This is a genomic window from Nocardiopsis terrae (genome assembly GCF_014651695.1).
Classification (GTDB): domain Bacteria; phylum Actinomycetota; class Actinomycetes; order Streptosporangiales; family Streptosporangiaceae; genus Nocardiopsis; species Nocardiopsis terrae.
In genome coordinates, this window is sequence record NZ_BMXJ01000009.1 from 243,498 (window position 1) to 259,025 (window position 15,528).

General features: G+C 73.7%; 9 protein-coding genes. All 9 read left to right on the forward strand.

The annotated features are described in order from the left end of the window. Positions 1-49 precede the first annotated feature (49 nt). Complete coding sequence (locus IE195_RS24295) at positions 50-1,027, forward strand: ABC transporter ATP-binding protein (RefSeq protein WP_191275680.1); 978 nt, start codon at positions 50-52, stop codon at positions 1,025-1,027. Then, positions 1,024-1,905 carry an ABC transporter permease gene (locus tag IE195_RS24300; protein ID WP_191275682.1) on the forward strand — a complete coding sequence of 294 codons (882 nt, stop codon included), beginning with the start codon at positions 1,024-1,026 and terminating at the stop codon, positions 1,903-1,905. Before IE195_RS24295 ends, IE195_RS24300 begins: the two co-directional genes overlap by 4 nt. Continuing rightward, positions 1,902-4,640 (forward strand): lantibiotic dehydratase, encoded by a 2,739-nt coding sequence (locus IE195_RS24305; RefSeq protein ID WP_225942295.1) that lies wholly within the window; start codon positions 1,902-1,904, stop codon positions 4,638-4,640. Before IE195_RS24300 ends, IE195_RS24305 begins: the two co-directional genes overlap by 4 nt. Positions 4,641-4,644: 4 nt before the next feature. Next, entirely contained in the window at positions 4,645-5,793 is a 1,149-nt protein-coding gene (locus IE195_RS24310; protein WP_191275684.1) for a lantibiotic dehydratase C-terminal domain-containing protein, read from the forward strand. Further along, complete coding sequence (locus IE195_RS24315) at positions 5,786-7,630, forward strand: hypothetical protein (RefSeq protein ID WP_225942294.1); 1,845 nt, start codon at positions 5,786-5,788, stop codon at positions 7,628-7,630. Before IE195_RS24310 ends, IE195_RS24315 begins: the two co-directional genes overlap by 8 nt. Next, on the forward strand, positions 7,621-9,438 hold the full coding sequence (locus IE195_RS24320; RefSeq protein ID WP_191275686.1) for a YcaO-like family protein: 1,818 nt from the start codon (positions 7,621-7,623) through the stop codon (positions 9,436-9,438). Before IE195_RS24315 ends, IE195_RS24320 begins: the two co-directional genes overlap by 10 nt. Beyond that, on the forward strand, positions 9,390-10,967 hold the full coding sequence (locus IE195_RS24325) for a hypothetical protein (RefSeq protein ID WP_191275688.1): 1,578 nt from the start codon (positions 9,390-9,392) through the stop codon (positions 10,965-10,967). Before IE195_RS24320 ends, IE195_RS24325 begins: the two co-directional genes overlap by 49 nt. Further along, the gene (locus IE195_RS24330) at positions 10,964-12,742 is read left to right on the forward strand and encodes a thiopeptide-type bacteriocin biosynthesis protein (protein ID WP_191275690.1); all 1,779 of its coding nucleotides are present in this window, start codon (positions 10,964-10,966) and stop codon (positions 12,740-12,742) included. The genes IE195_RS24325 and IE195_RS24330 overlap by 4 nt, the downstream gene beginning before the upstream one ends. 308 nt (positions 12,743-13,050) lie before the next feature. After that, the gene (locus IE195_RS24335; RefSeq protein WP_191275692.1) at positions 13,051-14,868 is read left to right on the forward strand and encodes an acyl-CoA dehydrogenase; all 1,818 of its coding nucleotides are present in this window, start codon (positions 13,051-13,053) and stop codon (positions 14,866-14,868) included. Positions 14,869-15,528 lie beyond the last annotated feature (660 nt).

Consider the following 15,528-nt stretch of genomic DNA (forward strand, 5'->3'; position numbering starts at 1 on the left):
GCCGCCCCCACTCCCCGACCCCCCAGCACACGCACCACGAGGGCCGCACGTGTACGCGATCAACGCCACGGACATCACCAAGGACTACGGGAAGGGAGAGGTGCTGCACGGCATCTCCTACCAAGTGCCCACCGGACGGATCGCCGCACTGCTCGGCCCCAACGGGGCGGGCAAGACGACGCTGATCGAGATCCTGGAGGGACACCGGGGACGCACCTCGGGACGGGTCGAGGTGCTCGGGCTCGACCCCGGCAACCGCCGCGACTTCGCCGAACTCCGCACCCGCATGAGTGTGGTCCTGCAACAGACCATGCTGGAGCCGAACCTCTCGGTGCGCGACATCCTGCGCCGCCACGCCTCCTACTACCCGGACCCGCTCGGTGTCGGCGAGGTCCTCGAACAGGTGGAGCTCACCGAGAAGCGGTCCGCCCTGGTCAAGTCGCTCTCCGGCGGCCAGCGCCGCCGCCTGGACCTGGCGCTGGCACTCACCGGGCGGCCGGAGCTGCTCTTCCTGGACGAGCCCACCACGGGGCTGGACCCCGTCTCGCGCCGCCGGATCCGCGCCCTGGTGGCGGGGCTGCGCGACAGCGGCACGACCGTGGTCCTGACCTCTCACGACCTCACCGAGGTCCAGGAACTCGCCGACCGCGTGGACGTCATCCGCGACGGGGACTTCATCGCCTCCGGCACCCCGGACGAGCTCGTGCGCGGTTCGGCGGCGTTCACCGTGGTGGAGTTCGCCGAACCCGAGGGGGTCGGCGGACGCCTGCCCGAGGGGGCGGAGCTGGTCAACGGGCGCGTGCGCATCCTCACCGACGACCAGGACTCCGTGGTCGAACGCGTGCGGTCGTGGGCCGAGGACGAGGGGACGCGGATCACCGGCCTGACGATCGTGCCGCCCACCCTGGACGACGCCTACGTGGCCATGATCGAGAACGGTTCCGGCGGCCGCGCCCCGGGAGCACACGGAACAGGGAAGAGCGGTGCCGCGGAGAACGGCGCGCTGGGAGCGGGGAAGAGCGAATGAGCACCACCGGAACCGGCCCCGGGGCGGCCCGCCGCGCGCCGCGCACCCGACGTCCGAGCAGTTTCCGGCTGCACGTGGACGGTGAGATCAAGGAGTTCTGGCGCTCCCCCATCACCCTGGCGTTCATCGTGCTCATGCCGGTGATGTTCTACGTGGGGTTCGGGTTGGCGTTCCGCTCCCAGGCGGACGAGGTCCGGCTCGTGGGCGAACACGGGATCACGCAGGCCAACCTGAGCTTCGGCGGCATCCTGGGCTTCGCGCTGATGTCCGTCGCCTTCGCCAACGTCGCGATCGGCCTGGCGATCCGCCGCCACCACGGACTGTTCAAGCGCTTCCGGACCACCCCGGTCAGCCCCGCGACGGTGATGGGCGCCTACCTGGTGAACACCCTGCTCACCGCGGTGATCGTGCTGGGCGTGGTGACCGCGATCGGCCTGTTCGGCATGGGGGTGACCGTCGACCCGGCGCGTCTGCCCGCACTGCTGGCGGCGCTGCTGCTCGGCTTCGTGTGCATGGCGCCGCTGGGCGCGGCCGCCTCCCTGCTGCCGCCGAACGCCGACGCCGCCGTGCCCATGGTCAACGGCATCTTCTTCCCGGCCGCTTTCCTGGCGGGCGGGTTCATCGTCCTACCGTTGGGGGACGCGGTGAGCGCGGTGACGGACCTGCTTCCGGGCCGACCGCTCACCGTCCTCATCCAGGGCGCCCTCTCCGAGTCCGGTCCCGTGTGGGACTGGCCGTCGGTGTGGTTGCTGTTGGCCTGGTCGCTGCTGGGGACCGTGGTGGCCCTGCGCTGGTTCCGGTGGGCCTCGGAGCGGGAGCCGCGCGGGTTCGGCTCCGCCAGGAACCGGCGCCGGGACTCCGAGGGGGCGCAGGGTTGAGCACACCGTCGTCAGAACTCGCACAGGCCCCGGCCGGTCGGTCCTTCGAGGTCGTGGAGGGCCCCTACCTGGTCTCCCGGGTGAACCCCCACCCGCACCGGTGGCTGCGCCCCGGGGACGCGGTCACCGCCGTGGACGGCGAACTGGTCGCCACCCTGGCCCGGGAGGAGCACGAACGGGAGCGGTTGCGCGAGCGGCTCCTCGACGAGCTGCACCGGGCCGCCCCCGAACTGGGGTCGGGCACCCCGCACCAGGACGCCTACCGGCGTGAGGCCCTGGCAGCCAAACGCGCCGTGTTCAACCGGCGCCCTCCCCGGGAGTCCCTGTACTCGCACCCGATCACCCGCGAACTCGCACTGCTGCGGCGGTGGGTGGCCAGCTGGCGGGCCACCGGGGCCGCGGCCGACCGCATGGACGCCGCCCACGGGGACTCGCTGCGCGAGGAGCGCGCGGTCCTGGCCGCCTGGGCGCGCGACCCGGGGGTCGACCGGGCCACCGCCCTGTCCAGCCCCGACCTGCACCGGGCGGTGGCCGCGCGGGCGGCCGCCACCGGAGAGCCGGACAAGCGCATGCGCAAGGCCGAGGCCTCGCTGGTGCGGTACTTCTCCCGGTCGACCCTGAAGGTCAGCCCGTACTCGCTCCACACCGGCGTGCACTTCGCCCCTCTGGAGGAAACGGGCGGGCCGGACCCGCGGGAGGACGCCGGGGGCGGGGGCGAACCGTTCCGCCTCACCTCGCACGCCGAACTGCGGCGCCTGCTGCCCCGGCAGGCCGCCCGGGCCCTGGCCGCCGACCCCGAGGCCCGGATGGGCCTGGAGTGGGTGCTCACCGGGGGCGCCCGGCGCGAAACCGACGACCGGGGCGAACGGCTGGTGGTGCGCCGCCGCCGCTGGGCCCCGCCCTCCCCCGGACTGCGCGCGGAGGCCTTCGGCGAGGAGGAGGTCCGGATTCCCCTGACCGGCAGTTGGGGCCGGCTGGTGGCGGTCCTGGAGAGACAGGCGGCCGCGCCGGTGCGGTTGGACGGGCTGCGCGACGCGGTCGCCGCCGACCTGGGCTGCGGCGCCGAGCGGGCCCTGGGTGTGCTGGACCAGCTCATCGGCGCGGGTGTCCTGGTCCCCTGGTCGCCCGCGGCCGAACAGTCCCCCGACTTCACCCGCCGCTGGCACCGGCTGGCCCGCTCGCTTCCGGGCGAGGCCGCGGCCCGGGTGGCGACGGCCTTCGAGGACACCGAGAAGGTGCTGTCCGGTTTCGCCGAGACAGACGGGGCCGGACGCGCCGAGGGTGTGCTCCGGCTGCAACGGCTGTGGTCGGCGGCGGTGGGTGTTCCGGGGTCGGCCACCTCCCCGGTGGTGGAGGACTGCCTGGTGTCGCGGGGCGTCCCGGCGGGGCGCAGCCGGACCCGGCGGTGGTCGGCGGACCTGGGCCGGCTGATGCCCCTGCTGTTCGCGCTGGACGACCAGCGGGTGCTCTCGGGCGCGCTGGAGCAGGTGTTCGTCTCCCGGTACGGCCGGGGCGGGCGCTGCCCGGACCTGGAGGGTTTCGCCCAGCACGCGAGGGCGGCCTTCCCCCTGACCCAGGCGCTCATGGGCGGTGAGCCCGCCGCGCTGGCCGGGGCGGACGAGGACCTCCTACGGGTCCTGGCCGCGCGGCGACGGGCCGTGGACCACCTGGTGGAGCTGGGCCGCTCCGGCGGGGAGCACGCGGAGGTCGACCCGGAGGCGGTGGACGAGGTCGCGGCGATGCTGCCGGACCGGGAGTTCGCCGCCCGCCGCTCCTTCGCGGTGTTCGGCCAGATGGCCGACGACGAGCTGGTGGTCAACCACCTCTACGGCGGCCGGGCCCGGTACTTCAGCCGGTTCCTCGGCCAACTGCCGCCCGATGTCCGGGAGCGGGTGGCCGAACACGTGCGGCGGCTCGGACCGGAGGACGCCGACACCGTGCACATGCGGTCGGCGCTGGGGTTCAACGCCAACCTGTCACCCGCGCTGGCCGAGGAGGAGCTGGCCCTGCGGGACGAACCCACCCTGCTCCCCGGCCCCGCCGCCCGCGACCTCACCCTGGTGCACACCCCGCTCGGGCTGCGCCTGGTCCGCGGGGACGGCCGGGAGGTCGACCCCGTGTACACCGGTTTCCTGGTGCCGCACGCACTGCCCTACGACGAGATGCTCGTGGCGATGGTCGCGGACTCGCCGTTCTTCTCCTTCGGCGACCTCACCATCGACCTGCACGAACGCTGGACCGCTCAGGGCTTCGAGGGCGGCACGCCCAGGATCGGCTTCGGCTCCCTCACCCTGTTCCGGCGCAGGTGGGGTCTGGACGCGTCCGTGTTCACCGCCCGGCCCGGGGAGTCCCCCGCCGAGCTGCACCGGCGGGTGAACGTCCAGCGCGCCCGCCGGGACCTGCCGGACGAGGTGTTCGTCCGGCCGCTCCAGGGAGCCAGGCTCGGTCCGCTGGAACGCGCCATGGCGCCCAAGCCCCAGCACGTGGACTTCCTGAGCAGGCTGCACACCGGGACCGCAGCCAAACGCCTGGCCCACCTGGGCCCGACGCTGATGGCGGAGGAGCTGCGCCCGCACCCGCAGGAGCACCCGGTGACGAACGGGCCCTCGGGCACCCACGCCGGCGAGGTCTTCCTCGAACTCTCCACGGTCCCCCGCGTCCGGCCCGCCGACCACGGCGGTGCCGACGACCCCGGTCCGTCGAACCCCCCGATCCCCCAGGCGAAGCGAGGCTGACCCCTTGACCGTCGGACTCAGAGTCAACTACCACGACAGCGACAAGAGCGCCCTGCTCGGCGACTGCCTGCTGCCCGCGGCGCGCACGGCCGCCGCCCGCGAGGGTGTCACCGCGGCCTGGCTGCACCTGCACTGGCTGCGCGGACCGCACTGCGTGCTCTACGCGGACGGCGCCCCGGACGCGGTGGAGGCCGCGGTGGCCGGGGCACGGGAGGAGGTCCGGGACTTCCTGCGGCGGTACCCCTCCCGGCGGCGGCTGGACCCCGCCCGGTACGAGGAGTTCTCCCGGCGGATGGGGCGCCTGGAACTGGTGGAGGGCCCCTACGCCCCGATCGAACCGGACAACTCCACCCGGGGGCTGGTCGGCGACCCGGTCGACACGTTCCTGCGCGGTCCCGAGGCGGTCGCGCTCAAGGGCCGGGTGCTCACCGACGGGCTCTCCCGGGTGGCCGGGCAGGCGGGCGGCCGCGGCGGCGAGCGGGCGGTGTTCGCGAACGTGTTCGCCGGGATGGGCGCGATCGCGACGCGCTACCCCGAGTGGGGGCTCAGATCGGGCTACCAGGCCTTCCTCTCGCACTGGAAGGAGTACTTCCACTGGTCAGACCCGCAGGGGCGGGCCCAGGAACAGCTGGCCGCCTCCTACCTGGCGCAGCGGGAGGGGCTGGTGGCCTCCCTGCGCGGGGTGCACGAGGGCACGGGCGAGGACCCCCTCGCGCTGGACTGGGCCGAGTGGGCCGACCGGTGGCTGCCCGAGGCGGTCGCCCTGGCCGGGCAGGACCACATCCTGCCGTTCCCGCACCCGGAACGGCAGGAGCAGGCGGCGAGGTTCGGGGACGACGTGCGGGTGCGCTGGAGCGGCTCGGACGACCGTTCCTACAGCGACTTCCACCGGGAGTTCCGCAAACTCGACTTCACCCGGCTCGGCGACGGGTACGGGTTCGCGGCGTTCCGGTTCCTGATCAACTGCTTCTTCGACCTGCTGCCGCTGATGGGGGTCACCCCGATCCAGCGGTACTCGGTGGCGTACCTGTTCACCGAGGCCGCCCAGGAGGTGGTGGGCGAGCGCTGGGAGGAGACGGTCCGCAGGGTCGTCGACCACCAGCGCAGCGACCCGGAGCTCCGGCCGACCCTCCCGTGGGTGGGCGATGCCTGAGACCACCGGAACCCCGACCGGCACCGGCCCGGACCCCGGGACCCCGCCCGGGCCCCCTCCCCCGGTGCGCCTCAAGAGCGCCGTGCGCGCCCGTTCCCTGGCGGCCGAGGGGGTGGCGCTGAGCATGGGCGCCACCGCGGTCGTCGTCCGGGGGTCCCGGGCCGACGCCGTGTGGCGGGCCCTGGAACCGTCCCTGCGCGCCGGTTTCGACCGCCCCTCCCTGCTGGGGGGTTTCCCGGAGAAGGGGCGCCCCTTCCTGGCGGGCATCCTCGACCAACTGGAGGAACACGGTTTCCTCCGCGAACTCGAACCCGAACCCGCGTCCCTCACCGAAGCGGAACGGGCCGCCTACCCGCACCTGGAGGCGGCGACCCGCCGCCCCTACGCCGCACTGGCCGCGCTGCGCACGAGCACGGTCCGGGTGCGTTCGGCGTGCCCGCTGCTGGAGGCACAGGTCCGGCGCGCCCTGGCCCGGGCCGGGTTCGGCGAGGTGCACGCCGACCCCCGGCCCGGGCCGGGGGGACCGGTGCTGCTGACCGCCCGGATCCGCGTGCCAGGCGAAGGAGCCGGCGAGGAGCCCGGTGGGGAATCCGGCGGAGAGTCCGGCGGGGAGTCCGAGTACGTGGTCGCCGCGGACGGCGGGCTCTGGCTGACCGGGCCGCGCAACCTCCCGGGCACCCCGGACCTGTCGGGGAGGTTGCGCGCCTGGCTCGACCGGCGCGAACCCGACCCGGCGTACCGCGAGCCGGACGGGGCGGCCCTGCGGGTCACCCGGGCCCTGGTCGCCGCCCAGTCGGCGCTGGCCCTGGTCGCACACGTGGCGCGGAGCGTCGGGGATGACGCCGCGGACGCCGCCGAGCCGGATCCCGAGTTCATGGTGACCACGGACGAGCTGGTCAGCGAACCGCACACCCTCCTCGTCCAGGAGCCGCTGGATCCGACGGCGCCCAGCGCGCTGCCCGCCCCGGAACCGCCGCCCACCGGCACGGCCGCCCCGGGGGCGGCCGTCCCCGGGGCGGCCGTCCCCGACGCGGACCCCGAGGCGGCCCCCGGAGCGGAACCGGGCCCCCTGGTGGTCCCCGACCGCCTGGACGCCCTCACCCACCTGTGGGACCGCGTGTTCGGCCCCCTCACCGAACCGGCCCCCGGGGACCTGCCCCAGCTCCCGGTGGGGTTGGCCCTGTCCGGCGACCGCGCCGGATGCGGGTTCACCACCGCCCAGGCCAGGGAGGACGCCCTGGTCAACGCCCTGCACGAGGTGGTCTGGCGCAGCCCGGCGGCCCCTGCCGGCGAGCCCGCCGGGGCCGGAGCCGCCGGACTCGGGCTGGGGCTGACGCCGTCGGCCGCGGTCGGCGCGGCCGTGGGCGACCTCGTCCTGAACCGCGGGGAGGACGGTTGGAAGGACGTCGAACCCCCGGTCCTGTCACCCGCCGCCCGCCGGATGTGGACCGCCCTCACCCTGCGGTGCGGTGTGCCCGCCGAACTGACCGTCCAGGAGCTGGACGGAACCGGGCTGCTGCGGTCCCGGGTGGTCCCGGCCGACGGTGCGAACCCCGGCAACACGACCGTCGGGGCCGACACCGTCCTCGGGGCCAGTGTCTCCCCCGACCCCGACGCCTGCGTCCGGGAGGCACTGCTCCGGGCGGTCGCGGCGGTCCGGCTCGCCGAGGAGGCGCCCCGCGCCGTCCTGGCGCGGTCGGGAACCGGTACGGAGGCGGTGACCTCGGCGCTCGCCCGGTGGGCCCTCGGCACCGGAGCGGTGCGGGTGTCCGCGCCGGGCGGCTCCGGGGGCTGGCGCTCCCGCGGAGTGCACTCGGCGGTGGCCGTATGGACCTGAACCCGTCCCCCGTGGGCGCGACCCTGGAGGCCCCGTGTGCGGTGGCCGTGTCGGACGGGGTCCTGCACACCGCGATGAGCGGCGCCCTGGCCGTCCTGGGCCCGTGGACCCCGGACGGGTCGCCGGGCTGCTCGCGGTGCGCCGGGCTGTGGCGTGCCGACGTGGAGGGGGAGACGGTCCCCGACCGGTCCGCGCCGACCGGCCTCTTCGACCTCTGGGCGGACGTGTTCGCCGAACTGGTCGGCGCCACCGACCCCGCCGTCCTGCGCCTGTGCCTGCTCGCCCTGGACTGCCGCACCGGCGAGGTGACCCGGCACCGCTTCGTCCCCCACCCGGACTGCGGCCACTGCTTCCCGGGCGGCCGGGGGCTCGCAGCGGCGGACACCGTCGACGGTCCGGCCGCAGACGCCGCTGGGAGCCGCGGCCCGGACCTGGACACCGCCCAGCCGGTCGTCGGCGACGCCCTGCGCACCCGCGCCGTGGACCGTCTCGGCCTGCGGGAGCGGCTGCTCGACTTCAGGTTCGGGCCCGTCGCCCACGTCTACCGGGACGAGGAGTCCCCCCTGGCCCTGACGACCTGCGAGACCGTCGCCCCCGGGCGCGCGGTGCGGGAGGGCGGCTACGGGCGCTCCACCCGCTTCACCGCCAGCGAGGTGCCCGCCTTCCTCGAGGGCGTGGAGCGGGTGACCGGAGGCAGGCGCCTGTCCGGCGCGGCCACGGTGCACGGCTCGTACGCGGAGGTGGCCGAGGACGCCGTCGACCCCGCCGACCTGGGCCTGCACGAACCCGAGTGGTACGGGCACCCCGCGTTCGAGCCCGTCCCCTACACCCCGCACACGCCCACCAGCTGGGTGTGGGGGTGGTCGACGCGGGAACGGCGCCGCGTCCTGGTCCCCGAGCACGTCGCGTACTGGCACGCGGGCAGCTCCCGGGAACGGTTCCTGTACGAGTCCTCCAACGGCTGCGCCGTGGGAGGGACACTGGCGGAGGCCGTCCTGTACGGCCTGTTCGAGGTGGTGGAGCGGGACGCCTTCCTGCTCGCCTGGTACTCGCGCACCCGGTTGCGCCTGATCGAGGGGGCCGACGACCCGGATCTGCTGCACCTCACGGACCTGCTGACCGAGCGGGGGCTCCGCCTGCGGCTGTACGACCTCACCAGCGACCTGGGGGTACCGACCGTCATGGCCGTGGTGACCGCGCCTGAGGAGGCCGTCCGCGAGGGCCGGGCGCCCGCGCTCAGCCTGGCCACCGGGACCCACCCGGACCCGCGCCGCGCACTGATGGCAGCGGTCGAGGAGACCGCGACCAACGCGCTGATGTACCCCAAGTGGGTGCGGATGCGGCCTTCGGTGTCGGTGGAGCGGTGCCGCCCCATGCTCGACGACTTCACCCTCGTCCGCACCCTGGAGGACCACACCGGCATGCACGGGCTGTGGGAGGCCCGGCCCCTGTGGGAGTTCCTGGAGCACCCCGGCGGCAGCGTCGGCATGGACCGGTTCACCGCCGGCTGGCCGTCCTCCTTCGCCGGGACCGACCTCGCCTCGGTGCTGCGCGAACGGTTGGCGGCCGTGCACGGGCTCGGGCTCGACGCGGTGGTCGTGGACCAGAGCAGCGCACCGTACACGGAGGCGTCCGGTACCCGCTCGGTCAAGGTGATCGTCCCCGGAGCCCTGCCGATGACCTTCGGCCACACCCACCGCCGGACCCGCTCCCTGGAGCGGCTGACCCGCGCATCCGAGCTGTTCGAGGGAGGAGTTCCATGGGGGACGCCCGGCACGACGTACCCGGTACCGCATCCGTTCCCGTGACCGGCGGTTCTTCCGGCGTCCACCGCGCCCCCGGTGCCTCGCGCCGCAGCGGGCTCGAAAGCGCGCTCGCGCACTTCCACGCCCAGTCGTACGGCAAGGACGTGGCCCGGGTCGAGACGCTGTTCTTCGGTGGCGAGCCGTCCAACGGCCTGGCCCGGCCCGTCCCGGGGCAGGTCCGACCGCGCCTGCCCGCCCTGGCCCCGCTGCGCGCCCTCAACGCCGCCCTCCCCGCTCTGGGCGGACCGTGGTCACCAGCGCAGCGCCTGCTCGCCGCGTGCGTGGAGGCGGTGCGGGTGCGCCGGATCTCGGCGGCCGACCGGTACCCGGTGCACCGCGCCTACCCCTCCCCGAGGGGCCTGTTCGGGGCGGACCTGTTCCTGCTGCCCCGCGAGGGGGGCCGGTGGTGCCTGCGGGTGGACCCGCAGTCGCACGCGCTCCAGCCGGTCGGGGACGCCGAGGCGCTACCGGACCTGGAACGGGAGGGGGAAGGGGAAGAGGTCTTGTCCGAAGCCCGTCTGGTGGTGGCGGTGGACCCTCACCGGTACCCGCCCGAGTACGGAAGCCTGCGCCCCTCCCTGGCCCGACTGGAAGGGGGCCACCTGCTGGCGACCCTCGGCCTGACCCTGACCCGGGCCGGGCTCAGCCCCCGGACCCACCCGGACCCGGCCCACCTGGCCTGCGCGGAGGCCGCCCCGCTGCTCCCCGGGGGCATGACCCCCATCGCGGCCATCAGCACCGGCCCCGATCCCGGCAGGGGTGCGGCGGTCCCCGAGGCCCTTGAAGTCCCCGGCACGGCCGAGGCTTCAGGGGCAGCCGGGGCAGCCGGGGCCTCAGGGGCGCCCGGGAGCAACGAGGCCTCCCAGGCCCCGCCCGGGGCCGTGGGCATCGCCCCCGAAGCCACGGCGCGGGTGGCGGCTGCCGCCTCCCCCGCGGGCCGTTCCCTCCGCGGGTGGCTGGACGAGCGGACCAGCGGGGTCTCCACGGCGAACCTGGTGACGAGCGCGTACGTGAGCCCGGAGGCGGGTTCGGCGGTGACTGCGGGACTGACCGAGGCGTTCGCCGCGGTTCACGGGGCCCTCCCCGAACCGGACGCCCTGCGGCTGTACCGGCACGTGCTGGAGGGCGACCGGGTGGACGAGCGGTCCGTGCGCGAACTCCGCGCGGACGGCTCCGAGGGGCCCGCACGCGGGGTCCCTCGCACCGGGGAGAGCAACTTCTCCGCCACCCTCGGGTACACCCTGGCCGTGGACTTCCCCGCCTGGGCCCGCGCCCACGGCGCCCGGCACGCCGAAACCGTCCTGCACACCCTGCTCGGCTGGATCGCCCAGTGGGGCTGCCTCGGCGCCGCCGCCACCGGGCTGTGCGCACGACCGATGCGCAACTACTCGGAGGAGGACTGGGCGGCGGCCCTGGGCCTGGCCCCCGGGCAGACCCCCGCCTACCAACTGTGGGTGCGCTCCGAACGCGGCACCTACCTGGACGTCCCGGTCGACGCGGCCCCGGACACCGACCCCCCGGAGATCCCATGACCCGCACCTGGTCCGCCGTGTACGTGTACCTGCACCGCAGCCGCACGGACATCGACTCCTTCCTCCTGGAGCACCTGGCCCCGCACGCGGAGGAGCTGGTCGCCGCCGGGCACGCCGAGGACTGGTTCTACCTGCGCTACTGGGACGGCGGCCCGCACCTGCGGGCCCGGTTCCTCAACGCCGACGCAGCGGCCGTCGCGGGTTTCGCCGAGCGGATGCGGACCCTGGCCGAGAGGACCTCGGCGTCCGCGCTGGCCCTGGACAGCGAGGCCTACTACGCGGACCTCCCCAGGGCGGACCCGGAGCGCTGGTACGCCGACGGCGCCGTGCTGGAGGCGGTGTACGAACCCGAGACCGAGCGGTACGGCGGCCCGCGCGCCCTGGAGGTCTGCGAGGACTTCTTCGCCGTGAGCACCCGGATCGCGCTCGCCGTGCTGCGTTCGGCACCCGAGCCGCACCAGCGGCAGGTGGTGGCCGCCGACCTGACCGCGCTGGCGTTCGGGGTGCTCGGGTTCGACGACGTGGAGGCCGTCCGGCAGGCCCGCGGGTACTACGCCACCTGGGACTACTCGGCCGAGGTCGCCCGTGGCGGGAGCCGGGCGAGGGCCGAGGCAGAACGGCTCTTCCACTCGGCGCCCTCGCGGTGGTTGCAGCGGCGGCCCCGGGTGGAGCGGCTGGTGGCGGGCGAGGGCTCGTCCACCCACCACCTGTGGGACCGCGGGCTGCGGGAGGCCGTGGGGCGGCTGCGGGAGATCGGCGCCGAGGAGGGGTTGGCCAACGGCCTGGACCGGATCGTGTGGTCGCTGCTGCACATGACGCACAACCGGCTCGGGCTGGACATCGACGACGAACGCCGGGTGGCCTGGCTGCTGTCGCTGTGCTACCCCCGCTGGGAGCCGCCGGGCGACTACTTCGAGCCCGGGGTGGGCGCCCCGGACCGGGTGTACGCCGAGGCCAGCAAGTACCTTCCGGACACCATCGGAGGCGCCCACCTGCCGCGGCCGGTGCCCGCGGAGGGGGTCCGGCCGGAGGCCGCCGGGGCTCCGCTGGTCGCCCTCCCCGAGCCCGTTCCGCTCACCGCGCCGCTGGGCGGGGCGCTCGCCGAGCGGGCGAGCTGGCACGGCGACTACGGTTCCCGGCTGGGCCTGGACGAGCTGTCGGCGCTGCTCGGTCACGGGGCCGGGGTCAGCCACAGCCGTGCCGGAGGGCACGGTGGGGAGGGGCCGTCCGGTGGTGCGGGAGGGCACGGTGGTGACGGAGAGCCCAGGGGCGACGGGCGGTCCGGACACCGGGTGCCGCCGCGCACCCACCCCTCGCCGGGTGCGGCCTACGCCACCCAGGTGTGGGTGGTGGCCCGGCACGTGCGGGGGCTGGAACCGGGCACCTACCGCTACCGGGCCGAGGAGCACCGGCTGCTGCGCGCGGACGGCCCAACGGCGGTGGACCGGCTGGTCGAGCTCTCGCCGTTCCTGCGCGCGGAGGCCGACGGTCACCCCGGGGCCGTGGCCGGAACGGTGGGGGCGCTGGTGCTCCTGGTGGGTGACCTGGGGCGGCTCCGCGAGGGGTACGGCCAGCGGGCGCTGCGGCTGCTGTTCCAGGAGTGCGGGCACGTGGCGCAGAACCTGTCGCTGTGCGCGGCGGCGCTGGGGCTGCGGTCCCTGGTGGTGTCGGGGTTCGCCGACGACGCGGCCAACGCCCTGCTGCACCTGGACGGGGTGGACCGGACGGTGCTCACCCTGCTTCCGGTCGGGACCGATCCCGCCGGCCACCGGTGATCCTGCTCACAGTTCGGCCCCCGGCGGCCGGGGCCGCCCCGGGGACAGGACCACCGCGCCGTGGACCGCTCCCGAAACACGGCTCCGGCGTGCGGGGACACCAGGCGGATGGGAGCGCGGCCATACTTCCGCCCGGAACACCGGGGGGACCGCCCTGAACAGCTCTTTCGTCCTCCCGGCCTGACCTGGAGGACACAAGTGTCTATCGTCACTGGCGTCTGCAGCTACTCAGTAGTAACATTGACTTGTTACTAGCCGGTAGATCCGCGTGTACAGACACCGCGGCCAGGGACACAGCGGAGCTGTCCATGACGCATTACAAGAGCAACCTGCGCGACATCGAGTTCAACCTCTTTGAGCTGTTCAAGCGCCAAGACGTACTGGGCGAGGGCCCGTTCGAGGAGCTGGACGAGGAGACCGCGCGCACCATCCTGGACGAGATCAACCGTCTCGCCACGGGCGTCGTCGCGGAGTCGTTCGAGGACGCGGACCGCAACCCCCCGGTCTTCGACCCCAAGACCAACACCGTCGCCATCCCCGAGAGCCTGAAGAAGTCCTACAAGGCCTACATGGACGCCGGCTGGTACAACCTCGACCTCCCCCAGGAGCTCGGCGGCCTCGGCGCCCCCCGCTCCCTGGTGTGGTCCGCGGCCGAGCTGATCCTGGGCTCGAACCCCTCCATCCACATGTACTCGGCCGGTCCCGGCTTCGCGAGCATCCTGCACTCCGAGGGCAACGAGCAGCAGAAGAAGTTCGCCGAGACGGCCATCGAGCGCGGCTGGGGCGCCACCATGGTGCTGACCGAGCCGGACGCCGGTTCGGACGTCGGCGCCGGCCGCACCAAGGCCACCGACCAGGGCGACGGCACCTGGCACATCGAGGGTGTGAAGCGCTTCATCACCTCGGCCGAGCAGGACATGACCGAGAACATCTTCCACCTGGTGCTGGCCCGCCCCGAGGGCGCCGGCCCCGGCACCAAGGGCCTCTCGCTCTACCTGGTGCCGAAGTACCTGGTCAACGAGGACGGCTCGCTCGGTGAGCGCAACGGCGCCTACGTCACCAACGTCGAGCACAAGATGGGCCTCAAGGCCTCCACCACCTGTGAGCTGACCTTCGGCGACAAGCACCCCGCCATCGGTTACCTCGTCGGCGACAAGCACGACGGCATCCGCCAGATGTTCCTCATCATCGAGTACGCGCGGATGATGGTCGGCACGAAGGCGATCGCGACCCTGTCCACGGGTTACCTGAACGCCCTGGAGTACGCCAAGAACCGCGTGCAGGGCAACGACCTCGCCGGGGCGAAGAACTCCCCGAAGGTCACCATCACCCACCACCCGGACGTGCGTCGCAGCCTCATGACGCAGAAGGCGTACGTGGAGGCCATGCGTTCGCTGGTCCTCTACACCGCCACCACCCAGGACGCGATCCAGATCGCGCACACCAAGGGTGAGGACGTCACCGAGCTGGAGGCCATGAACGACCTCCTGCTGCCGATCGTCAAGGGTGTGGGCTCGGAGCGTTCCTACAACCTGCTCGCCGAGTCCCTGCAGACCCTGGGCGGCTCCGGGTTCCTGCAGGAGTACCCGATCGAGCAGTACATCCGGGACGCCAAGATCGACACCCTCTACGAGGGCACCACGGCGATCCAGGCCCAGGACTTCTTCTTCCGCAAGATCGTGAAGAACGGTGGCCAGGCCATCGGCAAGCTGTCCGCCGAGATCCGGGCCTTCGCCGAGAGCGACGCCGGCAACGGCCAGCTCAAGGAGGAGCGCGCGCTCCTGCTGTCCGCCCTGGGCCAGACCGAGAAGATCGTCGAGCTCATGGTCGGCCACGCGATGGGCTCCGCCGAGGACTCCCGCGAGCTGTACAAGGTGGGCCTGAACTCGGTCCGTCTGCTCTTCGCCTTCGGTGACGTCGTTCTTGCCTGGCTGCTGCTCCGCCAGGCCGAGATCGCGCTGAACAGCCTCGACGGCGCCAGCGACGACGACAAGAACTTCTACACCGGCAAGATCGCCGCCGCGCGCTTCTTCGCCGAGCAGTTCCTGCCGCGCGTGGAGTCCGAGCTGAAGGTGGCCCAGAACGTGAACCTGGGCCTCATGGAGGTCCCCGAGGAGGCCTTCTAGGTCTTCCCGAACCCCGACGTACCGGCGCGGGGTCGCGCGAGTGCAGTACAAGTGCAGGACAGCGCGAGGTACTGAACCGCCGCCGAGGGGCGGGACGATTCGTTCGTCCCGCCCCTCGGGCGTTCCGCGGAGGTGGGGGCACAGGGTTAAGACCCCCTGGGGTGAAGGGGGCCGCGTGGGTGCTCCTTCAAACGGTCTGTGGTCGGGGTTCAAGACCCGCTGTGGTGCAAGGGGCTGCGAGGGTAGTGCCTTCAAACGGTCTGTGGTCGGGCTTCAGGACACCCCTTGGGGTGGCTTGGGCCCGGTGTTCGTCCGGCTGGGCCCTGTGAGGTTTGATGTCGGCGTACTCGGAGGCCGCTACGCACCTCGCGGGACGTGCTGTGTCGCTCTACGTCTGGTTCTGGAGAAGGGCGAGGCCCGTAGCTCGCCACCCCCTGGACTACTGACGTGTTCCAGAGATGCTGCTTCGGTGCGGTTGACACCTGTGGCCCAGGTCCTCTGCTCCTGCTGCTCTGCTGCCCTTCTGTCCGCCCGGGCGGGTTCAGGTCCCCTTTTTCACGGTGATCTTGCTACCAGGGGCAACTTCGGCGCCTTGGGGTCAAGTGGTTGTTGCAACGAGGAACTCGTTGAGGACCTCGGCCGGGGTAGCCCAGCCCAGGG

Coding starts and splice junctions, on each gene's coding strand:
- IE195_RS24300 (WP_191275682.1), top strand. CDS start 1,024: ATGAGCACCACCGGAACCGGCCCCGGGGCGGCCCGCCGCGCGCCGCGC.
- IE195_RS24315 (WP_225942294.1), top strand. CDS start 5,786: ATGCCTGAGACCACCGGAACCCCGACCGGCACCGGCCCGGACCCCGGG.
- IE195_RS24320 (WP_191275686.1), top strand. CDS start 7,621: ATGGACCTGAACCCGTCCCCCGTGGGCGCGACCCTGGAGGCCCCGTGT.
- IE195_RS24325 (WP_191275688.1), top strand. CDS start 9,390: ATGGGGGACGCCCGGCACGACGTACCCGGTACCGCATCCGTTCCCGTG.
- IE195_RS24330 (WP_191275690.1), top strand. CDS start 10,964: ATGACCCGCACCTGGTCCGCCGTGTACGTGTACCTGCACCGCAGCCGC.
- IE195_RS24335 (WP_191275692.1), top strand. CDS start 13,051: ATGACGCATTACAAGAGCAACCTGCGCGACATCGAGTTCAACCTCTTT.